Source organism: Serratia sp. 25CWL12, assembly GCF_055790885.1.
The window spans coordinates 4,396,845-4,420,716 of record NZ_CM147698.1; the positions used below are offsets into that span (position 1 = coordinate 4,396,845).

19 protein-coding genes are annotated in these 23,872 nt (G+C 50.5%); 6 read left to right on the forward strand and 13 right to left on the reverse strand.

All coding sequences use genetic code 11. The annotated features are described in order from the left end of the window. Positions 1 to 6 precede the first annotated feature (6 nt). Positions 7 to 2,088, forward strand: coding sequence for a 4-alpha-glucanotransferase (gene malQ, locus ACX9GV_RS19100; RefSeq protein WP_473196559.1), 2,082 nt, complete (start codon positions 7 to 9; stop codon positions 2,086 to 2,088). Between the two features lie 56 nt (positions 2,089 to 2,144). On the opposite strand, the gene nfuA is transcribed toward malQ, so the two are convergent. Both nfuA and gntX read right to left on the reverse strand, forming a co-directional pair. Then, on the reverse strand, positions 2,145 to 2,720 hold the full coding sequence (gene nfuA, locus ACX9GV_RS19105; protein ID WP_473196560.1) for a Fe-S biogenesis protein NfuA: 576 nt from the start codon (positions 2,718 to 2,720) through the stop codon (positions 2,145 to 2,147). A gap of 58 nt (positions 2,721 to 2,778) precedes the next feature. Continuing rightward, a complete protein-coding gene (gene gntX, locus ACX9GV_RS19110) occupies positions 2,779 to 3,462 on the reverse strand; it encodes a DNA utilization protein GntX (RefSeq protein WP_473196561.1) in 684 nt (227 codons plus the stop codon). A gap of 68 nt (positions 3,463 to 3,530) precedes the next feature. Between gntX and bioH the strand changes: the two genes are divergently transcribed. After that, on the forward strand, positions 3,531 to 4,328 hold the full coding sequence (gene bioH / locus ACX9GV_RS19115) for a pimeloyl-ACP methyl ester esterase BioH (protein WP_473196562.1): 798 nt from the start codon (positions 3,531 to 3,533) through the stop codon (positions 4,326 to 4,328). Between the two features lie 44 nt (positions 4,329 to 4,372). On the opposite strand, the gene ACX9GV_RS19120 is transcribed toward bioH, so the two are convergent. From ACX9GV_RS19120 to feoA, 3 genes are all read right to left on the reverse strand, one after another. Beyond that, positions 4,373 to 4,609 (reverse strand): FeoC-like transcriptional regulator, encoded by a 237-nt coding sequence (locus ACX9GV_RS19120; protein ID WP_023490083.1) that lies wholly within the window; start codon positions 4,607 to 4,609, stop codon positions 4,373 to 4,375. Further along, a complete protein-coding gene (feoB, locus tag ACX9GV_RS19125; RefSeq protein WP_473198075.1) occupies positions 4,609 to 6,921 on the reverse strand; it encodes a Fe(2+) transporter permease subunit FeoB in 2,313 nt (770 codons plus the stop codon). Before feoB ends, ACX9GV_RS19120 begins: the two co-directional genes overlap by 1 nt. A gap of 63 nt (positions 6,922 to 6,984) precedes the next feature. Next, positions 6,985 to 7,209: a ferrous iron transporter A gene (gene feoA, locus ACX9GV_RS19130; protein ID WP_023490085.1), complete on the reverse strand. Its 225-nt coding sequence runs from the start codon at positions 7,207 to 7,209 to the stop codon at positions 6,985 to 6,987. A gap of 310 nt (positions 7,210 to 7,519) precedes the next feature. On the opposite strand from feoA, the gene ACX9GV_RS19135 reads away from it, so the two are divergent. Then, entirely contained in the window at positions 7,520 to 8,143 is a 624-nt protein-coding gene (locus ACX9GV_RS19135) for a glutathione S-transferase family protein (protein WP_473196563.1), read from the forward strand. 165 nt (positions 8,144 to 8,308) lie between these two features. Here ACX9GV_RS19135 and ACX9GV_RS19140 read toward each other — a convergent pair whose 3' ends face one another. Together ACX9GV_RS19140 and greB are read right to left on the reverse strand one after the other, a co-directional pair. Continuing rightward, entirely contained in the window at positions 8,309 to 10,642 is a 2,334-nt protein-coding gene (locus ACX9GV_RS19140; protein WP_473196564.1) for a Tex family protein, read from the reverse strand. Positions 10,643 to 10,794: 152 nt separating this feature from the next. Then, positions 10,795 to 11,289, reverse strand: coding sequence for a transcription elongation factor GreB (gene greB / locus ACX9GV_RS19145; RefSeq protein WP_473196565.1), 495 nt, complete (start codon positions 11,287 to 11,289; stop codon positions 10,795 to 10,797). Between the two features lie 459 nt (positions 11,290 to 11,748). On the opposite strand from greB, the gene ompR reads away from it, so the two are divergent. Together ompR and envZ are read left to right on the forward strand one after the other, a co-directional pair. Further along, positions 11,749 to 12,468 (forward strand): osmolarity response regulator transcription factor OmpR, encoded by a 720-nt coding sequence (gene ompR / locus ACX9GV_RS19150; RefSeq protein ID WP_023490569.1) that lies wholly within the window; start codon positions 11,749 to 11,751, stop codon positions 12,466 to 12,468. Next, positions 12,465 to 13,835, forward strand: coding sequence for a two-component system sensor histidine kinase EnvZ (gene envZ / locus ACX9GV_RS19155; RefSeq protein WP_473196566.1), 1,371 nt, complete (start codon positions 12,465 to 12,467; stop codon positions 13,833 to 13,835). The genes ompR and envZ overlap by 4 nt, the downstream gene beginning before the upstream one ends. Before the next feature lie 83 nt (positions 13,836 to 13,918). Here envZ and pckA read toward each other — a convergent pair whose 3' ends face one another. From pckA to ACX9GV_RS19180, 5 genes are all read right to left on the reverse strand, one after another. Then, positions 13,919 to 15,538, reverse strand: a complete 1,620-nt coding sequence (gene pckA, locus ACX9GV_RS19160; RefSeq protein ID WP_473196567.1) for a phosphoenolpyruvate carboxykinase (ATP) — start codon at positions 15,536 to 15,538, stop codon at positions 13,919 to 13,921. Between the two features lie 196 nt (positions 15,539 to 15,734). Beyond that, a complete protein-coding gene (gene hslO / locus ACX9GV_RS19165) occupies positions 15,735 to 16,613 on the reverse strand; it encodes an Hsp33 family molecular chaperone HslO (protein ID WP_473196568.1) in 879 nt (292 codons plus the stop codon). Positions 16,614 to 16,639: 26 nt separating this feature from the next. Continuing rightward, complete coding sequence (gene hslR / locus ACX9GV_RS19170; protein WP_473196569.1) at positions 16,640 to 17,050, reverse strand: ribosome-associated heat shock protein Hsp15; 411 nt, start codon at positions 17,048 to 17,050, stop codon at positions 16,640 to 16,642. Then, on the reverse strand, positions 17,047 to 17,727 hold the full coding sequence (gene yrfG, locus ACX9GV_RS19175; RefSeq protein WP_473196570.1) for a GMP/IMP nucleotidase: 681 nt from the start codon (positions 17,725 to 17,727) through the stop codon (positions 17,047 to 17,049). The genes hslR and yrfG overlap by 4 nt, the downstream gene beginning before the upstream one ends. A 102-nt stretch (positions 17,728 to 17,829) precedes the next feature. Beyond that, positions 17,830 to 19,962, reverse strand: a complete 2,133-nt coding sequence (locus tag ACX9GV_RS19180; protein WP_473196571.1) for an IgaA/UmoB family intracellular growth attenuator — start codon at positions 19,960 to 19,962, stop codon at positions 17,830 to 17,832. Positions 19,963 to 20,608: 646 nt separating this feature from the next. Between ACX9GV_RS19180 and nudE the strand changes: the two genes are divergently transcribed. Continuing rightward, the gene (gene nudE, locus ACX9GV_RS19185; protein ID WP_023489039.1) at positions 20,609 to 21,184 is read left to right on the forward strand and encodes an ADP compounds hydrolase NudE; all 576 of its coding nucleotides are present in this window, start codon (positions 20,609 to 20,611) and stop codon (positions 21,182 to 21,184) included. 58 nt (positions 21,185 to 21,242) lie between these two features. On the opposite strand, the gene mrcA is transcribed toward nudE, so the two are convergent. After that, positions 21,243 to 23,801 (reverse strand): peptidoglycan glycosyltransferase/peptidoglycan DD-transpeptidase MrcA, encoded by a 2,559-nt coding sequence (mrcA, locus tag ACX9GV_RS19190; protein ID WP_473196572.1) that lies wholly within the window; start codon positions 23,799 to 23,801, stop codon positions 21,243 to 21,245. Between the last annotated feature and the right edge of the window lie 71 nt (positions 23,802 to 23,872).

Genomic DNA, 23,872 nt, shown 5'->3' on the forward strand with positions numbered 1-23,872 from the left:
GAGCGAATGAGTAAAGGTATTGATCAGGCGGCCACCCAGGCCGGAATTGCTGCCAACTACATGAATGCCCATGGTAAACGCCAGGCGACTTCGCCGGAAACCAAGCGTAAGTTGCTGGCTGCGATGCGTGGCAACCCATCGCAGCCCGAGGGGGCTCCACTACCGAATGTTAAAATTTTTTATCATGGTAGTCCGTTGGCCTTGCCACTAGCGGGCAAGGGTGAATATCTCTGGACGTTGCACTGTGAAGATGGCCACCAGCAACAAGGTCGCGCCAGTGCGGGGAAAACCTTGACGCTGCCTGGCAAATTACCACTAGGCTATCATCAACTCATCTTGAGTCAGGGGGAACAACAATGGGCCTGCCGGCTGATTATCGCGCCGAAACGTTGTTATGAACCGGATGTGTTGTTAAGTGGCAAGAAGCTGTGGGGGGCTTGTGTCCAACTTTATACGCTGCGTTCCGCACGTAATTGGGGCATCGGTGATTTTGGCGACTTGCGCGTGATGATCGATGAGGTTGGGCAGCGTGGTGGTGCCTTTGTTGGGCTTAACCCGATTCATGCTCTTTATCCAGCCAGCCCGGAAAGTGCCAGCCCTTATAGTCCTTCTTCCCGACGCTGGTTGAATGTGGCGTATATCGATGTCAATGCAGTAGAGGACTTTCAACACAGTGAAGGGGCCCAACAGTGGTGGCATCAGGCCACCACACAGCAGTTACTGGAGCAAGCGCGCAATAGTGACTGGGTAGATTATAGCGCGGTGATGCAATTGAAACTGACTGCGCTAAAGCTGGCTTTTCCACTGTTTCAGGCTCGTCAGGAAGAGGATGCGCTGAAGCAGGCATTTGCCCATTTTGTTGAGCAAGGTGGCAGCAGCCTCTATCAGCAGGCGGCTTTTGATGCACTGCATGCCCATCTTCTGGCGCAAGACAGCAGTATGTGGGGCTGGCCGGTCTGGCCTGAAACCTATCGCCAAGGCAATAGCCCGGCAGTGTTGGCATTCTGCCAACAGCATGAGGATGAAGTCAGGTTCTATCTGTGGTTGCAATGGCTGGCAGCCAGCCAGTTTAGCGACTGCTTCCGTCAAAGCCAGCAACGGGAAATGCCGATTGGCTTGTATCGGGATCTGGCTGTGGGGGTGGCAGAAGGGGGAGCTGAAACCTGGTGCGAGCAGGATCTGTATTGCCTGAAGGCTTCGGTAGGGGCACCGCCGGATATTCTTGGTCCACTGGGGCAGAATTGGGGGTTACCACCGATGGATCCCCACGTCATGGTGGCGCGTGGCTATCAGCCTTTTATTGACTTACTCCGTGCCAACATGACCAGTTGTGGTGCTCTGCGTATCGATCATGTCATGGCGTTGTTGCGCTTATGGTGGATCCCCTACGGTGAGACGGCGGATCAGGGGGCCTATGTAAAATATCCGGTTGACGATCTGCTGGCGTTATTGGCGTTAGAGAGCCAGCGTCATCACTGTATGGTGATTGGTGAAGATCTTGGCACGGTACCGGTGGAGATTGTCGCTAAATTGCGTGAGAGCGGCATTTACTCTTACAAAGTGCTCTATTTTGAGCATGATGAGGAAGAGCAGTTCCGTGCGCCGCAGTCTTACCCGGTACAGGCGATGGCGACGATTACCACCCATGATCTGCCGACAATGCGTGGTTATTGGCAAAGTGGTGATTTGACGCTGGGTAATAAACTGGGGCTCTACCCGGATGCCGAGGTGCTTAAAACACTGTTTGCTGACCGAGAGCGCGCCAAGCAAGGCTTGCTGGATGGGCTGCACCGTTACGGTTGTGTGCCACAAAAGGTGAGTAAGAAGGCACTCTTGCTGGCAATGAACCCGACACTTAACCGTGGTCTGCAGCGTTATGTGGCTGACAGTGCCAGTGCGTTGCTTGGTCTACAGCCGGAAGATTGGTTGAACATGGCGGAACCGGTGAATATTCCAGGTACCAGTGATCAATACCCCAACTGGCGGCGCAAACTGAGCCATACACTGGAAGAGATGTTTGCCGATCCGCAGGTGAATCGTTTATTGAAAGATTTAGATAAACGACGCAGGAAAGTATCGGTCGCTTAACGTTGTCAGGTTGATCAGTCATCCCCCAGTCAAATGAGTGGGGGATGACTTAAATATCAATAATATGAATGCTCACCACGTTGATGTTCGGTCAGGTCCCGTACACCTTTGAGTTCAGGGAAGCTCTGTAGCAGCTCTTTCTCGATCCCTTCCTTCAAGGTGACATCAACCATTGAACAACCATTGCAACCCCCACCAAACTGCAGAATGGCCAGCCCGTCGTCAGTAATTTCCATCAACGTCACATGGCCGCCATGACCCGCCAACTGTGGGTTGATCTGCGATTGCAGCACATACTCTACGCGTTCCATCAGGGGCGCGTCATCGGTCACCTTACGCATTTTGGCATTAGGTGCTTTTAGCGTCAGTTGTGAACCGAGTTGGTCGGTCACGAAGTCGATTTCAGCCTCTTCCAAATAGGGCGCACTGAGTTCGTCAACGTAAGCAGAGAGTTTGTCGAACTTGAGTTCAGTATCCGTGGCTTCCACCGCATCGGGTGGACAATAGGAAACGCCACATTCAGCCGTTGGCGTACCTGGGTTGATCACAAATACGCGGATTTGGGTGCCTTCTTCTTGATTCGCCAGCAATTTGGCAAAGTGTTCCTGTGCAGCATCGGTTATACGAATCATAGTGTTAGCTCAATAGTTGACTTCTATAGTAGGGTATAATACGCCTATTGCTGTGGTACTACAATGTGCGGCAGATACACCATATCTGTAATGATGCCACACCTTGTTTCTGTAGTAGTGTAGCGATTTCTGCCACGGTGCTGCCAGTGGTGACGACATCATCCAGCAAAGCCACATGCCGCCCAGCCAGATTTTCATCGCAGCGAAAAGCTCCACGTAGATTACGCCGTCGTAAGCGTGCTATCAATTGCTGTTGTGGTGAGGTGGCTCTCACTCGGCGTAAGGCGGCAGGATGATACTCACACCCTAGCCAGTGCGCCAATGGCCGCGCCAGCAGGTCACTTTGGTTGTAACCACGCCGCCAGCAACGCTTATTCTGCAAGGGGACGGATAAAATGATCTCCGGTTTGTTCAGAGAGTGTTCGCGGCGTGCCTTTAGCCAGTGCAGCAGGAGTAAACGCGCCAAGGTGGCCGCCAGTGCGGGTGTGCGCTGGAACTTGAAACGCTTAATCAGCGTGCTGAGCGGAGGACGGTAATCAGTCACAAAAACCAGAGACTGCCAAGGGGGCGGTTTCAGTAGGCAACGGCCACAGGGTTGATGTGGGTCGCCACTGGGCAGACCGCAGCAGGGGCAACAACAGGGGTTACTGGGTAATAAGCGTAGGCAGTAACTGCATATACCCTGTTGCTTAAGCTGTAATGGTTGTCGGCATAGCCAACAGCGGCTGTGGATTGGTAGCATAGTCCCCCCTTGTGTTAGATCCATCGTCATGCAAGTGGCAAGGCGAAGCGTAGTAAGGACAATAATTGATGACAGCGTTGTATTGGCAAACATTAGGTGAAGGCGATCGCGATCTTGTGCTGTTGCACGGATGGGGGCTGAATGCGGAAGTGTGGGGTTGCTCGCTAGCGCGATTAGCGCCGCATTTTCGTCTGCATCTGGTCGACCTGCCCGGTTATGGTCGCAGCCAAGGGTATGGGGCACTTTCATTACCACAAATGGCCGAGATTTTATTGGCCCGAGCCCCCGCACAGGCTTACTGGTTAGGCTGGTCACTCGGTGGGCTGGTGGCTGGGCAAGTTGCCTGGATGCAGCCAGAACGCGTGATGGGGCTGATTACCGTCGCCTCTTCCCCTTGTTTTACCGCACAAAGTTTTACCGCGCAAAGTTTTACCGCACAAACACCGTGGCCGGGGATCCTCCCCGAGGTGTTGAGTCGCTTTCAGCAACAGCTGAACGAGGATTTCAAGCGGACCGTAGAGCGTTTTCTGGCGTTACAGACTTTGGGTACCGAGAGTGCCCGTCAGGATGCCCGTCAGTTGAAAACGGTGGTGCTTAATCAACCGATACCGAGCGTTGAAGTCCTGGATAATGGATTGGAGATGTTGCGTACTGTAGACCAGCGGCAGCAATTGATAAGTTTGACGTTACCCATACTGCGCGTTTACGGTGCTCTGGACGGGCTGGTCCCACGTAAAGTGGCCCATCAGCTTGATGAACTGTGGCCAAACTCGGCGTCGGTGGTGATCCCCAAAGCGGCTCATGCCCCTTTTATTTCTCACCCCGAGGAGTTTGCCCACATTATTTATCAATTTGCTGCCGCTTGAATGAACTGGGGTATTAAGAGGGGCGTTATGGCTTGCCCCGATGTTCATTTCAAACGATAAACCACCAGGCTACAACCTTGGCCTTGAGGGCAGTTTCGGCAACTACCGCTCAGGCAGGATTGACTGCTTTGTTCAATACGTTCCACCTTGCCCATCGCAGTCAAGCGTTCCAGAATCGCCTCTACCAGTGGCAACGGTGTCGCCAGTTGGCGGCTCAGTTGCTGTGCCTGGGCACTGCCCAGCAGGGCCAGCGCATCACGAATTTGTAGCAAGCTGGCCATTAATGACAATCACCTTGTGGATGCTGCTGGCATGTCACGGGGGTTGCACTGCGTAGCCGGATGGTGATGCGGTTGCGTGCTTTACGTAAACCGAGCAGAACCAGTGCATTGAACAGGAGCACCAACAGGATTGACACCATACTGTATTGTGGATGTTGGCTGAAGGTTGCCACTTGATAGAACAGGGTGGACAGTGAGTAGGCCACATTGAGTCCCCAGAGAATGGAGAAGGTCATCCAGCCACGGCTAGACTCACGGGCAATGGCCCCCATCACTGAAACACAAGGGACATACAGCAACACGAAGATCAGGTAGCTGTAGGCTGAGATGGCAGAACCAAATTTGCTGCTCATCACCCCCATTGAACCGGTGTCCATTTCCCCATCGCCTTTGCTGGCCTCGATGGGGTTGGCGAGTACACTGAGGCTGAAGGTTTGCTTGATACTCTGCCAAGTTTCTTTGGCCGCGGCCCCCAGTTCATCAAGCAGGTTAAAGCTGGCGGCATCAAACGGTTGTTGGGTGATCTGTTCGGCGGTATACAAGGTGTTAAGTGTGCCAACCACCACTTCTTTGGCCATTGCACCGGTAACCAGGCCAACGGTAGCCTGCCAGTTATCAGGGTGAATCCCGATGGGCTGCAACAGCGGCGTGAGCACTTTGGACACCGACGCCAAGGCGGAATCATTGATGTTATCTACCGGTTTACCATTGAATGAGAAGCTGTTCAGGCCGCCAATCAGGATACTGGCTATCACGATCACTTTTCCTGCGCGTAGCACAAACCCTTTCAGACGTTGCCAAGTTTGCAGCAGCAGGCTTTTTAAATGTGGCACATGATAGACCGGTAATTCCATCACAAAGGGTGAGGCTTCACCGCGCATGATGGTGTATTTCAATACCAAGCCGGTGAGGATAGCAACCGCAATCCCCAGCATATAGAGTGAGAACACCACACTCGCACCATGTTGGCCGAAGAAGGCGGCAGCGAATACGGCGAAGATTGCCAAGCGGGCACCACATGACATAAACGGTGCCATCATGATGGTGATCAACCGTTCACGTTGGGCATCTAGCGTGCGAGCGCCCATGATCGACGGCACGTTACAACCAAAGCCGACAATCAGTGGGACGAAAGATTTGCCAGGGAGCCCAAGTAATTGCATCAGGCGATCCATCACAAACGCCGCGCGCGCCATATAACCGGAGTCTTCCAGAAATGACAGGAACAGATACATCATGCCGATTTGTGGCACCAGCGGCAGAACCGTATTGATACCGCCCCCCACACCTTGTGCCAGGAAGATAGTGAGCCATTCCGGGAAGTGCAACGTGTAGCCGACCCATTGGATACCCTGGATAAAGATCGCTGCTGAGCCGAGATCGAAAATCGGCTGTAGAGCGCCACCGATATTAATCGCTAACAGGAACATCAGGTACATCACCAGCAGGAAGATCGGCACACCTAGCCAGCGGTTGAGGATCACGCGATCCAAGGCGGCGGTCAGACGGTTGGGCTGAGCTTGCTGAGCGTTGCTGACGGCATTGCAAATGGTAGCGATGGATTGGTAACGGGCATCAGCAATCACCAGCGCTGGGTCATCCAGGTGTTGTTGTAACGTCAGTTTGACCTGCGGCAGCATGTTCACCGCATCACCTGCCAACTGAACACTGTAGATGTCACCTTCTAGCATTTGCAGTGCCAGCCAGCGGCGCTGTTCCGTTGGTAGATTCTGTGGCATGGCAGCGGTGAGTTTGGCGATTTCTTCTTGTAGCTGCGGCGGGTAATTTACCAGTGGTTTGAGTTGGTTAAACTGATGACGGTCAATGGTCCACTTTAAGCTGTCGATACCATTGGCTTTGGTGGAAATCAGCGAGACCACCGGGCAGCCGAGGCGATCAGAAAGGGCGTCGATGTCGATTTCGATATTCTGACTTTTGGCGATATCCTGCATGTTCAAGGCGACGATACAAGGAATACCCAGTTCCAGCAGTTGGAGCGTCAGGTAGAGGTTACGTTCCAGATTGGAGGCATCAACCACGTTAATCAGCAAATCTGCTTCACCGCCCAGGATATAGTGGCAGGCAATCTGCTCATCCAGAGAGGTTTGCTCTGAGATGGTGGTGAGCGAGTAGGTTCCGGGGAGGTCAACCAGCGTCACTTGTGATTGTGGAGTGCTGAACTGACCTTCTTTGCGTTCAACCGTGACGCCAGCCCAGTTACCGACATGCTGACGCGCGCCGGTAAGTTGGTTGAACAGTGTCGTTTTCCCTGAATTCGGGTTACCGATTAAGCCAATAGTTATTTTCTTCATCATACAACGTGATACCCGTCAGTCAGTTAAGACGGCAAAAAACGGCGGCAGGCGGATATCCTGCTACGGTTGATTCTCAAGCAGAATCAGGTCTAAATCTTTTTTCCGCAGCACCAGGCTGACGCGGTGAGTTTTTATTTCAATGGGATCACCCAGTGGTGCCACCCGCACGACGTTAAATAGCGAGCCGGGCAACATTCCCAGTGACAGGAGTTTCTGGCGATAGGCCGGGCTGATTTCGCTGGAGAAACCGGTGATTTTATATGTCTGTTTAGGAAGAAGATTCATATTACCTTCTTAATGATCGCTCTTTTCCGCTGGAACACTGTGTTCAGAACCCTTTGTTACCCAGGCTACCTGCATTGATAAAGTGAAGGTAAGTTGGTTAGGGCATTCTACTCCGACCATTGAGTAAAGAACAGACTAATACTAATGAGAATGATTATCAAATGTAAAAGCAACAGCACAAAAGAAAGAACTTGTGTAATTCAATCCTTGCAAGGGCAATTTGGCGATGGTATACGCATCACTACTGACATTTTCTGTCAGTTGCTTAGATATAATGGCGGCTTAGGCCACTAAACAAGGAACCAGAACCATGCGTCTTTATTATCATCCAGCCTCAACTTGCAGCCGCCGAGTACTTATGACCACCCATCATCTCGACATAAAAGTCGAACTCGCGTTGGTAAATCTGTTTAAGGGAGAGCAGAACTCCCCTGAATTTCTGAAACTTAATCCTAATCATCGGGTTCCAGTTCTCGAACATGATGGATTGGTTCTTTGGGAGTCTTACGCAATTATGCAGTACTTGGCAGATATTACCCCAGGTCAAACTCTTTATCCTATTGATCCTCGAGCCCGTGCTGATGTTAACCGTTGGCTCTTTTGGTGCGGACAAGATTTCATGCCTGGCATCAGTATTCTTAACTGGGAGAACTCGATTAAATCGTTGGCTGGAATCGGGTCACCTGACCCGATTGAGGTTTCTCGCGGAGAGCTGCTTTTGGCTGAGGCTGCGAAAGTTCTTGACGAGCATCTCAGTCATCGTGAATGGATTTGCCAGGGCGGCGTTTCACTCGCCGACCTCGCTATAGCTGCACCGTTAGCTAATATACATAGCGCCAAACTCCCCTTGGCAAATCTGCTCAATCTCCAGCGATGGTTCATGCAAGTTCAGGCGCTTGATTCCTGGAAGAAGGCGGAAGCTGTCGCACTATAGGTCTAAAGTCGTCAGATTGGAGCACACCCCAGTTTGACGTCAATATACCTCATGCAATTGTGCCCGTGGCTGGTGCGGTTTTGCTGGCTGGACTGGATTACAGTGAGTGATACCGTCGTTAGGCCCGTTGCCGCGGTATTGGCGGCAACGGGCTATTGCATCGGTTTAACTTTTTTTGCCAAAAGCTGCGGCCAGTGCATCGCCCATGGCGCTGTTGCCGGCTGGTGAGCTGTTACGTGGCTTGGCTTTGTTGTCTGCGGCTCGGGCAGGGGGGGTACGCGTGGCAGGGCTATTGTTACCGCCGCCACGGCGAGCTGAACCTTCACCGGGTTGTTCATCAAGGCGCATGCTCAACGCGATACGTTTACGCTGCAAATCGACTTCCATGACCTTCACTTTAACGATGTCACCGGCTTTCACCACAGTATGCGGATCCTCAACGAACTTATCCGCTAACGATGAGATATGGACCAAGCCATCCTGATGAACACCAATATCAACAAAGGCACCAAAGTTAGTGACGTTGGTTACTGAGCCTTCCAAGATCATGCCAACCTGCAGATCATTGAGCGTTTCTACACCTTCAGCAAAGAGTGCCGTTTTAAACTCTGGGCGAGGGTCACGCCCGGGTTTCTCTAACTCTTTGAGGATATCGGTGACGGTGGGAACACCGAATTTTTCATCGGTAAAGTCACTGGCTTTGAGAGTGCGAATTGCATTGGGGTTACCCATCAAATCCTGCAATGCTTGCTGAGTTGCGGCAAGAATACGTTCTACCACCGGATAACTTTCTGGGTGAACCGTTGAGGAGTCCAACGGGTTATCCCCGTGGTTGATGCGTAAAAAGCCAGCGCATTGTTCAAAGGCCTTTGGCCCTAAACGACTGACTTTCAGCAACTGCTCGCGGTTGCTGAAGCGACCATTCTCATCACGCCAAGTGACGATGTTTTGCGCCATCATGCGAGTGAGACCGGCTACACGCGTCAATAACGGTACCGAAGCGGTATTGAGGTCAACACCCACCGCGTTCACACAATCTTCTACCACCGAGTCCAACTTTTTCGCCAACTGGCTCTGGCTGACATCGTGCTGGTATTGACCAACACCGATCGATTTAGGATCGATTTTTACCAGTTCCGCCAGCGGATCTTGCAAGCGACGGGCGATGGAAACAGCTCCCCGTAGCGATACATCGAGGTTTGGAAACTCCAGCGCAGCCAACTCAGAAGCAGAATAAACGGAAGCGCCAGCCTCACTGACAATCACTTTTTGTGCATTCACTGCCGGGAATTGCTGTTGCAATTGCGTATAGAAGCGCTCGGTTTCCCGTGATGCGGTGCCATTACCGATGGCAACCAGCTCAACTTGGTGTTTGATGCACAGGCGAGCCACGATCTCTGCCGCTTTTGCTGTCTGCCCGGTATGTGGATAAACGGTATCGGTAGCAACCAGCTTGCCGGTAGCATCGACCACCGCCACTTTGACGCCCGTACGTAGGCCCGGATCCAGGCCCATGGTGGCGCGCATACCAGCAGGTGCTGCCATCAGCAGGTCGTGCATGTTGCGGGCGAAGACGTTGATCGCTTCATCTTCAGCACGCTCACGCAGGGTACTCATCAATTCAGTTTCCAGATGCAGTAACACCTTGATACGCCATGTCCAGTTAACCACGGATTTGCGCCAGGCATCTGCGGGGGCGTTGTTCAGCCGCAGATTGAGGTGATTGATGACAATCAGCTCCCCCTGGCTTTCACGTGGTGTTTCTTCAAACTGCGGATCGGCATTTAACGTCAGTTGCAGTATGCCTTCATTACGGCCACGGAACATCGCTAAAGCACGGTGTGAGGGGACCTGAGCAATAGGTTCATGGTGGTCAAAGTAGTCGCGGAATTTAGCGCCCACTTCTTCTTTGCCTTCCACCACTTTGGATACCAGATGGGCATTTTTCCACAGGTAATGACGGACTTTAGCCAACAGTGTGGCATCTTCAGCAAAGCGTTCCATCAGGATGTAGCGCGCACCATCCAGTGCCGCTTTGACATCACTAATCCCTTTTTCTGCATCAACAAACTGTTCCGCCAGTTGTTCTGGCTGTTGTTGTGGATCCTGCCAAAGAGAGTCAGCCAGCGGTTCCAGCCCAGCTTCGATGGCTATTTGCCCGCGCGTGCGCCGTTTAGGCTTATAAGGCAGGTACAGATCTTCCAGCTCGGTTTTACTCTGCGTGGCGTTAATTGCCGCGGCTAATGGCTCGGTCAGTTTGCCTTGTTCATCAATGGATTTGAGAATGGTTTGGCGGCGATCTTCCAGTTCACGCAAATAACTCAGGCGAGTTTCCAATTGTCGTAGTTGGGTGTCATCCAGCCCACCAGTGACTTCCTTACGGTAGCGTGCGATAAACGGCACGGTATTACCTTCATCCAGCAGGCGGATAGCGGAGTCAACTTGCTCCGGTCGGGCCTGCAGTTCGGTTGCAATAATTCGGCTTAGTGGGTCAGTCATAAGTCAGTTATCTGTTAGGAACGAAAATCGATAGGGGGACAGTTATACGTATTGCTGGGGCAAAATGCCAGTCTCAGTATAGGAGGGGATGATTTTGGTCTGGCTGGGGTCAGCAGCATCATCGCCCCTTCTCTCTGAGTCCGGGGCACAGGTTAAGAGCTGAATGAATCGCTCTGCCTGATATATTCGATCTCGTTGATTGACCAATAGGCAGCCCCCAACGGTGTTTGTACCGTGGCGGTATCCCCCACCTCTTTTTTCAGTAATGCGCGCGCCATGGGCGAGTCGATAGAGATGTAATCTTTGCGACCAAAAATTTCGTCATAACCCACGATGCGGAAGCGTTTAATATCGCCATCATCATTTTCAATCTCGACCCAAGCGCCAAAAAACACCTTGCCTTCCTGCTGTGGCGAGTAATCGACAATTTTCAGTTGTTCAAGGCATTTGGTGAGATAACGTACCCGGCGATCGATTTCTCGTAACCGTTTTTTATTGTACTGATAATCAGCATTTTCACTTCGGTCACCCAAACTGGCCGCCCAGGTGACTTTTTTGGTGACTTCCGGGCGTTCTTCGCGCCAAAGATAATCCAGTTCCTGCTTTAACTTGTTGTAACCCTCGCGGGTGATCAGCAATGTTTTCATCAAAACGTCCATCCAGGCACCGGGTAATCGGCATTAATGACCAGAATTCTCGCATAAAGTAGTAATCATGTGATACCCCAGTTTCTTCAAGCGGTGAGACGATGGTAGTTACCTGAATAAATTGGGATCAATAATGTGGGTATAGTATTTCTCCAGTCGGCGGTGTTAAATCAGAAAACGGTGTTTGCTCAACCCTATCGGTTACCATGCAGGCATCAAGAATGGAGCGAATTGATGCATTTACCAACGAAAGGATAAGCTTTGTAACAATTTCGGCTAGAATAGATCTCAGTAATTGCTGTCAGTAATGATGGTTTTTTTTAACAATATGGGATTGTTGCCAAAAGAGACATCGTGCAACTTCAACAGCGTATAGTTGTCAGTATATTGGCGTCATATCGATGTATAAGTGCGGAGCACAGCCTATAATCCGGCAATTCAGCCTTTGGGAGTGAGACAATGCAAGAGAACCATAAAATTCTGGTGGTCGATGATGACATGCGCTTGCGTTCGCTATTAGAGCGTTATTTAACTGAGCAGGGTTTTCAGGTTCGTAGCGTAGCCAATGCGGAACAAATGGATCGTTTGATGACGCGTGAGTCTTTTCATCTGATGGTTCTGGACCTGATGCTTCCTGGGGAAGATGGCTTGTCTATTTGCCGTCGCCTGCGGAGCCAGAGCAACCCGATGCCGATCATTATGGTGACCGCTAAAGGTGAAGAGGTTGATCGTATTGTCGGTCTGGAAATTGGCGCAGATGACTATATCCCGAAACCCTTCAATCCGCGTGAATTGCTGGCGCGTATCCGTGCGGTGTTGCGCCGTAAGGGCAATGAATTACCTGGGGCGCCGTCTCAGGAAGAAGCGGTGATTGCCTTCGGTAAATTCAAACTGAATCTTGGTACGCGCGAAATGTTCCGTGAGGATCAGCCTATGCCATTGACCAGCGGTGAATTTGCGGTACTCAAGGCGTTGGTGATCCACCCTCGTGAACCGCTGTCACGTGATAAATTGATGAACCTTGCCCGAGGTCGCGAATACAGTGCGATGGAGCGTTCGATTGATGTGCAGATTTCGCGCCTGCGCCGTATGGTAGAACTAGACCCGGCACATCCACGCTATATCCAGACCGTGTGGGGGCTTGGCTACGTTTTTGTGCCGGATGGCAGTAAGCCATGAGGCGATTGCCTTTTTCTCCACGCAGTTCGTTTGCCCGCACGTTGTTATTGATCGTCACCTTGCTGTTTGTCAGCCTGGTGACGACCTATCTGGTGGTGCTTAATTTCGCGATCCTGCCCAGTCTGCAGCAGTTTAATAAAGTGTTGGCTTATGAAGTCCGTATGCTGATGACTGACCGTCTGCAACTGGAGGATGGCACATTACTGGAAGTGCCACCGGCTTTCCGGCGCGAAATCTATCGCGAGTTGGGTATTTCGCTGTATACCGATGCGGCGGCACAGGAGAGTGGGTTGCGTTGGGCGCAACATTACCAATTCCTGAGTCAGCAGATGGCACAACAGTTGGGTGGGCCGACGGATGTGCGTGTCGAGGTCAACAAAAACTCACCGGTAGTTTGGCTGAAAACCTGGTTGCAACCGGATATTTGGGTGCGTGTTCCGTTAACTGAAATCCATCAAGGGGATTTCTCACCCTTATTCCGCTACACCTTGGCTATCATGTTATTGGCGATAGGCGGGGCATGGTTATTTATCCGTATTCAGAACCGCCCTCTAGTGGAGCTTGAACACGCGGCTTTACAGGTGGGGAAAGGTATTATTCCCCCAGCGTTGCGTGAATATGGTGCTTCTGAAGTTCGTTCAGTGACGCGAGCTTTCAATCAGATGGCTTCTGGAGTGAAGCAACTCGCCGATGATCGTACCTTGTTGATGGCGGGGGTGAGCCATGATCTGCGTACCCCATTGACGCGTATCCGCCTGGCAACGGAAATGATGAGTGTCGAAGATGGTTATCTGGCGGAGTCGATCAATAAAGATATCGAAGAGTGTAATGCGATTATCGAACAGTTTATTGATTACTTGCGTACCGGTCAGGAAATGCAGACAGAAGTTTGTGACTTGAATTGCATTCTGGGCGAAGTTGTCGCGGTAGAAAGTGGCTATGAGCGGATCATTGAAACGGATATCTTGCCGGATGAACTGAGGGTAAATGTGCATCCGTTATCGATTAAACGAGCGGTAGTCAATATGGTGGTCAACGCTACGCGTTATGGTAACGGCTGGATCAGAGTCAGTAGTGGGCGAGAGTTACAACGTGGTTGGTTCCAGGTTGAGGATGACGGCCCAGGCATTAAGCCAGAAGAGTTGCCGCATTTGTTACAGCCTTTTGTGCGTGGCGATAGTGCGCGCAGCACCAGTGGCACAGGGTTGGGGTTGGCGATCGTTCAGCGGATTATTGATGCCCATGTGGGTGAGTTGGAGATCGGCGCCAGTGAGCGTGGAGGCTTGCGTATCCGTGCATATATTCCCTTGCTGATAGACAAAAAAGAAGCCACCCAAGGGCTTTCATCAGTGAGAGAAAACGTCTAAACACAGCGTTCTGCTGTATTTTCGGCAAAAACATCCTCAAGTTGATTAAAGTGGCAGGGCAACCATTGCCCTGCCAGTGGGGATTACAGTTTCGGACCAGCACTGACCAGTGCCGCCCCAGCAGGTGTATCGGTGTATTTATCGAAGTTGGTCATAAAGCGGTTGGCTAGATCGTGCGCTTTCTCTTCCCATTGCTCTATGCTGGCATAGGTCGCACGAGGGTCGAGAATAGCCGGATCAACACCCGGTAAGCTTATTGGCATCGCCAAATCGAAAATTGGCAGCGTGATGGTTTCAGCTTTATCGATCTCGCCATTGAGGATGGCATCAATAATACCGCGGGTATCCTTGATAGAGATACGTTTACCGGAACCATTCCAGCCAGTATTGACCAGATAGGCCTGAGCACCCGCCGCTTGCATACGTTTAACTAACACTTCTGCGTATTGTGTTGGGTGCAAAGAGAGGAATGCCGCACCGAAACAAGCAGAGAAGGTCGGGGTAGGCTCGGTGACGCCACGTTCGGTACCTGCCAGTTTAGCGGTGAAACCGGACAGGAAGTGATACTGCGTCTGGTCAGCCGTGAGACGGGATACTGGAGGGAGTACACCGAAGGCATCCGCAGTCAGAAATATCACTTTTGTCGCATGACCCGCTTTTGACACCGGTTTGACAATGTTATCGATGTGATAGATAGGGTAAGAAACACGGGTGTTTTCTGTTTTCGAACCATCGTTGAAATCCACGGTACCGTCAGCCAGTACGGTGACGTTTTCCAAGAGCGCATCGCGTTTGATGGCATGATAGATATCGGGTTCAGCTTCGGCGGACAGCTTGATGGTTTTGGCGTAACAGCCACCTTCGAAGTTGAACACACCATCATCGTCCCAACCATGTTCATCGTCGCCGATTAATTGACGTTTCGGATCGGTGGACAAGGTGGTTTTGCCGGTACCAGACAGACCGAAGAAGATGGCGACATCGCCTTTCTCACCCACGTTGGCGGAGCAGTGCATGGAGGCGATGCCTTTTAGTGGCAGCAGGTAGTTCATGATTGAGAACATCCCTTTCTTCATTTCACCGCCGTACCAGGTACCCCCGATCAACTGCATACGCTCAGTCAGGTTGAATGCGACAAAGTTTTCCGAATTCATTCCCTGTTGCTGCCAGTTTGGATTAGTGCATTTGGCGCCATTCATCACCACAAAGTCAGGGACAAAATCTTGCAGCTCTTCTTCACTTGGGCGGATAAACATGTTTTTCACGAAGTGTGCCTGCCAGGCGACTTCGGTGATAAAACGCACCTTCAGACGGGTGTCCTCGTTGGCACCACAAAAGGTATCTACCACAAATAGACGCTTGCCAGAGAGTTGCTCTGTGACCAATTTTTTCAGATCGGCCCAAACTTCAGGGCTGAGGGGTTTATTATCGTTTTTGCCTTTACCTTGGTCGGCCCACCAGACGGTATCGCGGGTGGTATCGTCACGGACGATGTATTTATCTTTGGGCGAACGACCTGTAAAGATGCCTGTATCAACGGCAACGGCACCCAGTGTGGTGACGACACCGCGCTCAAACCCCTCAAGTGATGGGTCAGTTTCTTCCTTAAACAGCAATTCATAACTCGGATTGTGAACGATTTCACCAGCATTATGGATCCCATAAGCGGCAAGATCATGGTGGGTTAATTCTTTAACTCGCATGTCACTGCTCCTTGATCACAGAATTTCTGCGGCTAATTGTAAGCATTCAGACCAGAGTAACAGCGATAGGTATCAAATATTTAACATAATGAAAATTTATAGTTACATTATGAGATGTAGAGCACGGAAAAAAGCAATCATGTAAACGGTGGGACCTGGCGGGTATCACGACCACCCGCCAGGGAGTGAGACTATTTTAGTGTAACTGTGGCTGATTATCGGTACTACCCGCATGGCAACCGGCAATATCTAACGCATCAAACACGTAATGGCTGCCACAGTAGTCGCAATGTATATCAATGTTACCATCCTGTTGTAACATAGTGGTGACTTCTTCCTCTGGCAGGGTCATCAACGCATCGATACAGCGTTGGCGTGAACAGGTACAACGGAAGATAACGTCCTGTGGTTCATACAATGTCACCTCTTCCTGATGGTATAGACGATACAGCACCTCGTTCGCCGGCAGAGTGAAGAGTTCTTCACTTTTAATGGTGGCGGTGAGCTGTACCAGATGATCAAATTCATCCGGGTTCCTTTCTTCCGCAGGTAAGACTTGTAATAGCATGCCGCTGGCGGCTGGTTTCCCCTCGGCTTCACCGGTGCGGATAAACAGGCGGGTTGGCAATTGCTCAGATTGGCGGAAATATCCTTCCAGGCACTCAGCCAGGGTTGCGCCTTCCAGGCCGACGATGCCCTGATAACGTTCCCCCTCCGAAGGGCTGATAGTGATCACCATAATGCCGTTACCCAGCATCTGCTGCAGGGAACTTTCCGCAGCAATATCCCCTTCAATACGGGCGACACCACGCATCTCCTGGCGGTTGTTGCCGTTGATCACTGCCAGCTTTAACGGGCCGTCACCTTGTAACTGGACCGTAATATCCCCTTCGAACTTCAGTGTGGCCGTGAGCAGGCTGGTAGCAACCAGTAATTCACCGAGCAGTGCTTGTACCGGTGCTGGGTAATCATGGTTGGCTAAAATGTGTTGATAGGTTTCGCTGACAGTAACCAGCTCACCGCGCACTGCGTAGTCTTCGAACAGATAACGGTGCAATTGGTCATGATTTGACATGGTCTTCTCTCATTATGGTGAAGATGTTATTCGTGTTCACCAAACTTAAATTTAATTAAATCACGTCGTTCCTTCTTGTCTGGACGACGGTCCGGGTGTGGCATCGTTAGCGCATTCATCTTACGCGCCAATGCCACTTTTTCGCGGTTGGTGATGCTGGCCAGTGTTTCTTGATACATCAGTTGCGCCTCGCTAGCCATCCGCCGCTGGCTGCTGACTGCCAGGACAATCACGGTACGCTCTTCGTTACCTTGGCGTAGCTTGATTTCGGCATTAACTTCGACAACTTTGCTCGGCTTGCTACGTTGCCCGTTATAGTGCACCTTTCCGCCATCGACCATTTCACGAGCCAGTGCCCGGGTTTTATAAAAACGGGCTGCCCATAGCCATTTATCGAGGCGAACGGCATCATCATCCGATACAGTTTTGGCTTTCATGGTTCTCTCCGTTCCAACGCTGGGATCAACTGGCGGTAATCGCTCATCGACGGGTAACGCTGGAAAGTTTGACTCGCCATACTGGAGTCCGGGTTTTGTACACCAAGACAGTAACGGATACCGAATGCTTGGGCGGCATCCAGAATGGTTTCACTATCATCCACAAACAGTGTACGTTGCGGATCAAAGCCGATTTGCTGATGCACAGCCTGCCACAAACGTTGATCTTCTTTTGGATAACCAAATGTATGGGTGGAAAGTAATAAATCAAGGTGTTGGTCCAAACCGGTGTGTTCCACCTTCACTGACAGGCTGTGCGGATGGGCATTAGTCAGCAGGATAGTACGATGCCCCGCAGCACGTAATGCACGTAAAAAGGGTTCGCTATCTTCACGTAAACGCGCACGATTCCCCACTGCACGGGTCATTTGGTAGATATCGAGATTGAGCCGTTCACTCCAGTAATCAAAGCAGTACCATTGCATGGTGTGTTGTACGGCAAGATATTCTTTATGGATGATTTTACGTGCATCATCAAAGGATATGGCTCGTTGTGCACTTAACGCTTGCGGCACCAGAGTAAGCCAGAAATGGCTATCGAATTCCAAATCCAGCAAGGTGCCGTCCATATCCAGCACCACGGTCTCAATATCGCACCAGTCAAATTCAGGCACCATGTCACAACTCCATAGGTAGGTCACGCATAGGCAGGTCACGGATGGCCCAACGATAATGGGTAGATGACAGTAGCGTAGCATAATCAAATAGTAGAGCGGAGGCTACTTGTCCGGATCTATTGAGCTAGCAATGCATTTTGGCTTGAAGCAACTTTCATAATAACGTTGGATATCCGTCAAGCGGTGTTTACTTTTATACCAGCGTTGTAACCATCGCCATGAGTTGTAGCCAAAAATCATCACCAGTGTCAGCAACAGCAAGCTGGTAGCCAGGTATCGCCACTGAGTGACTTTATCGGGTTCACTGTGCAATTCAATATGACGGGTACCATTGGCATCAATAAAGATATTGGTGATCACTCCCTGAGCTTGGAACTGTGTATGCAATAACAGATTGCTGAGGCGCTGTAATCCGTACCATTGGTCGAGTATAGGAGGGTCATTGAACGTTTGAGGTGGGGGCGGATGGTCAACCAACGACTTCCCCTCATCGCTGGAAATTAAAAAGCCACCTACGGGTATTTTGCTAAGCAATTGGGATGCCTGACGTGTTTCACGAGTAATAAAGGCCAAGGTAACCGCCTTGGTGAGGTTTTCCAGTGCATCGGCGCTGATGGGCCGCAACAGGACGTTAACCCCTTTCAGGTTACCTGACTTGGCATTTTTCACCAGACTGCCCCAGTTTTTTGTATTACCCAGATTAACCAAGGCCTTTTTTAACCGCGTACATACGGTTTCTGCTCCACACAAATCTTGCGTTTTTAAGATGATATCCGAAAAATCCGCCAGAAGAATCATACCGGACTTATCGATTGCATTGATCAGTCTTGGGTCAATATTTGGTTTGGTACCGTTTGAATGCAGTTGTTGATTGATGGCGCCCAGCAGTGCGATGGCTTTATTAGCTACCGCGGATTCAGGCTGTACTGGTGTGACGGTATTATTCCAATAGATCTCTGAACAGTCGAAAGGTGCAAAATCCGGGGTCTTAATGCTACGGGGATCAAGAGGCGCGTAGCACCTTCCATTACCCTTTACTTTCAATATATTACCAATTGATAGAGGTGTTTTTTCCAGTCGTTGGACATCAGTGACTTCGATGTTCTGTGAGCCTTGCAACCATGCTCTAGTTAACTTTGCTGGCAGACTGAGTGGAATGTAGGTCAGTAGTAATAACAGTATCACCAGCGAACTGGTGGCCAGCACGGCATTCTTGCCCCATTGTTGTAAAGGAAATTTTTTTACTTCGTCATGTAGAGAAAGATAGCGCCCCTGGCGGACGACCTGCCGGTTGAGCTTTATATCCACATGGGTGATTTTGCCCAGGTCTTCCATCAGGTAAGGTTGCCAGTGCGGCGGGTAGATCAAATCGATCATCCCCAGGGAGATATTATTGGTTTGCTCCTGGTTGGATTCGCCGAACAATCCCCAGCACTTAAGTGTGCCGCGTAGGCAGTGTATCTCTTGTTGTTTGCTTGCATCGGGGCGTCGCAACAGATTCCATCCCCCCCAAGTGAGTATCAGTATGGCAATAAAAACCATCCAGGGGGTGGCGGCTATGGGGCTAATCAGACTGAAGAACAACAGGAGTAGAGCCGTGGAGATGATAACGGCTTCTTTTATGCCATTGGGATGGTTAATGGCGTGTTCTTCAGGGGTTTCCTGACGAATATTCACTAACTCAATATATTCGTTCTCGTGCTGGTGAATGTGGGCATTTTGGGATGATGTGGCAGCCATCACCGTCACGGCAGAGGAATCATTAATATCACTAAGTAACGAATGACCGTTAAGTGAAATAACGAGAAGTAGTGTCTGTGTTTTGATTAATTCAACACGGTTGTCAGTACTAATGTAGGGGTCCCAAAACGCTGGTAAGTGGATCTCTTCGGCATTCAGGTAGTAGCGCCAATTATTGGGTTCATCGCTTGCCAGGCCATAGCGAGTGATGGCATGAGTGATAGCATAGACGGTGTTACTCTGTGCATTCAGGGCCAACTTGTTGGCCGATAGGGGCGCAGAATCAGACGATGGCGTATTATATAATGTATTGTATTTATTGAGATAATATTCAATGGCTCGCCGCTCTTCCGTGCTCAGTTTCCGGCGTTCGGGTTTCCTCGATAACTGTAAACCCGCCAAGGATGATCGATTACGGCGTTTCAAATAGCAATAAAAGGCAGTAGCAATCAGGCAACCTGATACCAAGGCGAATATCAACACTATTGTGCCCATGTTATAACCATCATCATTTTTCAAGCCGCAGTGTTATCGGTTGCACTCGTTTGTTACTGATTTGCGTGATCATAACAAACCTTATATAGGTGTTATATCGTCTTTATCCTAATTTTTTTATCGGTTTTAATGAATTTATATAGAAAGGATAGGCTATTGGCTACATTTGTTAAAAAAAATTGAGTTACTATTCAGGCTGGTTGCAGCAGGGGTTCGAATTAACGCACAATGTCCGCAGGGTGGTATTTGCCCCCAAGGTTAGGCAAGTTGCGGGGGGAGGGTCACTATTTGTTGAGTATTTTTGGTCCGGTGTGATAGACACACCATTATTATTCTGGATCCTGGTTTTTCGCTTGGCGGCTCTGATGATCGCTAAGGTTATGTCAGTTGCAGGTGTGTTGGTTGCGTATGCTTACCCGAACAAAATACCATCGGGATGGATATCGTGGACCATCCATAACCCAAGTTCAATAAAGTTGCAGGTAGGCGGCAAGTGAGCGGGACCCTAGGAGCATAGATAATTATGTGACTAGGGCGAACGAGCGTAGTCAACAACCCTGCAGCGTCATTAGTGACGGGTATATCTGTAAATTGCATCAACCTAGGGATAGTCAGGGAGACGGTGGTTAACCTATTTGAGGTAATTATGGATAAACACCTGCAAAAACCTAAAATTCTGAAAGTAGAAACGGTCGCCCGTTCACGGTTATTTAATGTTGAATCGGTGGATCTGGAATTCAGTAACGGTGTCCGGCGGGTCTATGAGCGTATGCGGCCTTCGGAACGTGAAGCGGTGATGATAGTGCCGGTGATTGGGGATGACTTGTTATTGATCCGTGAGTACGCCGTGGGAACTGAGTCCTATGAGTTGGGTTTTCCTAAAGGATTGATCGATCCTGGCGAAGGGGTGTTGGAAGCGGCTAATCGTGAGTTGATGGAAGAGGTTGGTTTTGGTGCTGGTCGTTTTGACTTCCTTGGCAAGCTGACCATGGCCCCATCCTATTTTTCCAGTCAGATGAATATTGTTTTGGCCCATGAGCTTTATCCGCAAAGCCTGGAAGGGGATGAGCCCGAGCCGTTACCTCAGGTACGTTGGCCTATCGCCAACATGATGGACTTATTGTCGGAAGTGGACTTTCGTGAAGCGCGTAATGTCAGTGCACTGTTCCTGGCGGAGTTGTTCCTGCGTGATGCCCGCCAAAGTGGGGGGCATCGGCGTTGATAAATGGCCAGATTGCTCTGGCCATTTTTAGGTAGATGAATAATAAATAACGCTGTTTTTAGAACAGCTCCTGGCTTTCCCCCCCAGGCTCGGTGAGCGTCATTCCTGCATCAGGCACTGAGAATTCTGTTGGTTGAGTACCGTCGATAAAGTATTCCGTGCGACTATTCGCTCCGCCATTGGACAGTCTTCCAGTGCTCCTATCAATGGATACACTGACCACCCCTGGCGGTGGCACGACCTTCTGTTCAGGAATATCCTCTAAGGCGACTTTCATAAAGTCATCCCAGGCAGGTTGCGCACTCTTCGCGCCCCCTTCACCACCTGCAATCTGATCGTCAATTGCGCCAGACGCCGTTGAGCGTCCTAAGTCACGGCGATGATCATCAAATCCGATCCAGACTGACGTCACTGTATTGGGGCCGTAGCCAGAGAACCAAGCGTCTTTTGAACTGTTAGTGGTACCGGTTTTACCACCAATATCATGGCGTTTGAGGTCGCGGCCTGCCCGCCAGCCCGTCCCCATCCAACCGGGTTCACCGAAGATATTGCTATTAAGTGCATCGCGGATCAGAAACGACAGCGGTGTGCTGATCACATGAGGTGCATATTGCTGATCATTATCCTGCTGTATTTGTGCAGGGGTAACCTGTTCAAGCTGTGGCATGGGCACATTGGCATTACTGCCTTCTTGTGAAACCGCTACGCTCTCCACATTATCGTCAGAAAGTATGGCTGGACGACGAGTGTCACCATAGATCACCGGCAGGTTGCAGCTTTGGCACACTATCTTCGGTTTGGCTTCAAACACCGCTTTGCCCGTATCGTCCTCAATTTTGGTAATAAAGTAGGGGTCAACCAGATAACCACCGTTTGACAATACGGCATATCCACGAGCCACCTGGATGGGGGTAAATGAAGCGGAACCCAGCGCTAACGATTCTGAATGAACGATATTCTCAGCCGGGAAACCGAAACGTTGTAGATATTCAGCTGCGTAATCCACCCCCATGGCGCGCATGGCGCGGACCATAACCACGTTCTTAGACTGACCTAGACCTTGGCGTAGACGAATGGGGCCATCATAGGTAGGTGGTGAGTTTTTAGGACGCCAGTCAGTACCTGCACCTGCATCCCAGCGTGTAATCGGCACATCGTTAAGGATGGTGGCCAGTGTCAGCCCTTTGTCCATCGCGGCGGTATACAGGAATGGCTTAATGTTGGAGCCCACCTGACGCATCGCCTGGGTGGCTCGGTTGAACTTGCTTTGGTTGAAATCGAAACCACCCACCAATGCTTTGACTGCACCATTGTCAGGATCGATAGAAACCAGGGCTGAATTGACGTCCGGTACCTGTGCCAGCCACCAGCTATCATTGACCTTACGTACCCAGACTTGTTGGCCAGCCTGAACCACGTCGGTGACGCGTTTCGGTATCGGGCCTTGCTGCGTATCGCTTTTAAATGGGCGAGCCCAGCGCATGCCGGACAGCGGTAACTCGATACTGCTGCTGTCAGCCAAGATAGCGGTAGCTTGCTCAGCATTTGCCAAGGTAATGACGGCGGGTACCAGCGAGCCGTAAGTCGGCAGGTTTTTAAGCGACTCGACAATCTGTTTCTGGTCCCAAGCTGTTTCACCCACCTTCCATAACACGTTTGATGGGCCACGATAACCATGGCGCATATCATAATTCAATACGTTGTTGCGTAAAGCGTCCTGGGCTGCCAACTGTAATTTTTTAGTAACGGTGGTGTAGACCTTGTAGCCATCGGTATAGGCGTTTTCACCGTAACGATTGAGCATCTCCTGGCGCACCATTTCGGCAAGATAAGGTGCCGAGAAATTGATCTCGGGTGCATGGTAATTGGCAACTAACTCTTCGCTACGCGCCTGATCGTACTGTGCTTGAGTGATGTAGCCCTCGTCCAGCATACGTGATAGCACCACGTTACGGCGTGCAACGGCACGATCATGAGAGTAGAGCGGGTTAAATGTTGAAGGGGCTTTCGGCAACCCGGCGATAGTGGCCATCTCACTGAGCGTAAGTTCATTGACATCTTTACCAAAATAGACGTAAGCGGCAGCACCTATCCCATAAGCACGGTAACCGAGATAGATTTTATTCAGATACAGCTCAAGGATTTCATCCTTGTTCATCATCTGTTCAATACGAATCGCCAGGAAGACTTCCTTGATTTTTCGCATCAACGTGCGTTCTGGGCTCAAGAAGAAGTTTCTTGCCAGCTGTTGAGTGATGGTACTGGCGCCCTGTGAGGCGTGACCAGAAGCCACCGCCACCGAGGCAGCACGAAAAATGCCTATTGGATCTACACCATGGTGGTCATAGAAACGGCTGTCCTCAGTGGCGATAAAAGCGTGCACCATCAGCGGTGGGATTTGTTCCAGCGTGAGAGGAATACGGCGTTTTTCACCGAACTGAGCGATCAATTCCCCATCGGCACTGTAAACCTGCATTGGCGTTTGCAGCCGTATATCTTTCAGCGTCGCGACATCTGGTAGTTGTGGCTCGACATATTTGTACAAGCCAAAAATCGAGGCTGCTCCCAATAAGATGCAACATACAGCAAGGATTAGAAAATACTTTACGAACTTCACCTGAGATTTCCCATTTCATGTCAGTTGGGCAGTTTATAAACAGTCGGGCAGTAGTATAAAGGCAAGCCTGC

Excerpts from the sequence above, each read along its gene's own strand:
- malQ (WP_473196559.1), top strand. The coding sequence starts at position 7 with ATGAGTAAAGGTATTGATCAGGCGGCCACCCAGGCCGGAATTGCTGCC.
- nfuA (WP_473196560.1), bottom strand. The coding sequence starts at position 2,720 with ATGATTCGTATAACCGATGCTGCACAGGAACACTTTGCCAAATTGCTG.
- gntX (WP_473196561.1), bottom strand. The coding sequence starts at position 3,462 with ATGCTACCAATCCACAGCCGCTGTTGGCTATGCCGACAACCATTACAG.
- bioH (WP_473196562.1), top strand. The coding sequence starts at position 3,531 with ATGACAGCGTTGTATTGGCAAACATTAGGTGAAGGCGATCGCGATCTT.
- ACX9GV_RS19120 (WP_023490083.1), bottom strand. The coding sequence starts at position 4,609 with ATGGCCAGCTTGCTACAAATTCGTGATGCGCTGGCCCTGCTGGGCAGT.
- feoB (WP_473198075.1), bottom strand. The coding sequence starts at position 6,921 with ATGAAGAAAATAACTATTGGCTTAATCGGTAACCCGAATTCAGGGAAA.
- feoA (WP_023490085.1), bottom strand. The coding sequence starts at position 7,209 with ATGAATCTTCTTCCTAAACAGACATATAAAATCACCGGTTTCTCCAGC.
- ACX9GV_RS19135 (WP_473196563.1), top strand. The coding sequence starts at position 7,520 with ATGCGTCTTTATTATCATCCAGCCTCAACTTGCAGCCGCCGAGTACTT.
- ACX9GV_RS19140 (WP_473196564.1), bottom strand. The coding sequence starts at position 10,642 with ATGACTGACCCACTAAGCCGAATTATTGCAACCGAACTGCAGGCCCGA.
- greB (WP_473196565.1), bottom strand. The coding sequence starts at position 11,289 with ATGAAAACATTGCTGATCACCCGCGAGGGTTACAACAAGTTAAAGCAG.
- ompR (WP_023490569.1), top strand. The coding sequence starts at position 11,749 with ATGCAAGAGAACCATAAAATTCTGGTGGTCGATGATGACATGCGCTTG.
- envZ (WP_473196566.1), top strand. The coding sequence starts at position 12,465 with ATGAGGCGATTGCCTTTTTCTCCACGCAGTTCGTTTGCCCGCACGTTG.
- pckA (WP_473196567.1), bottom strand. The coding sequence starts at position 15,538 with ATGCGAGTTAAAGAATTAACCCACCATGATCTTGCCGCTTATGGGATC.
- hslO (WP_473196568.1), bottom strand. The coding sequence starts at position 16,613 with ATGTCAAATCATGACCAATTGCACCGTTATCTGTTCGAAGACTACGCA.
- hslR (WP_473196569.1), bottom strand. The coding sequence starts at position 17,050 with ATGAAAGCCAAAACTGTATCGGATGATGATGCCGTTCGCCTCGATAAA.
- yrfG (WP_473196570.1), bottom strand. The coding sequence starts at position 17,727 with ATGGTGCCTGAATTTGACTGGTGCGATATTGAGACCGTGGTGCTGGAT.
- ACX9GV_RS19180 (WP_473196571.1), bottom strand. The coding sequence starts at position 19,962 with ATGGGCACAATAGTGTTGATATTCGCCTTGGTATCAGGTTGCCTGATT.
- nudE (WP_023489039.1), top strand. The coding sequence starts at position 20,609 with ATGGATAAACACCTGCAAAAACCTAAAATTCTGAAAGTAGAAACGGTC.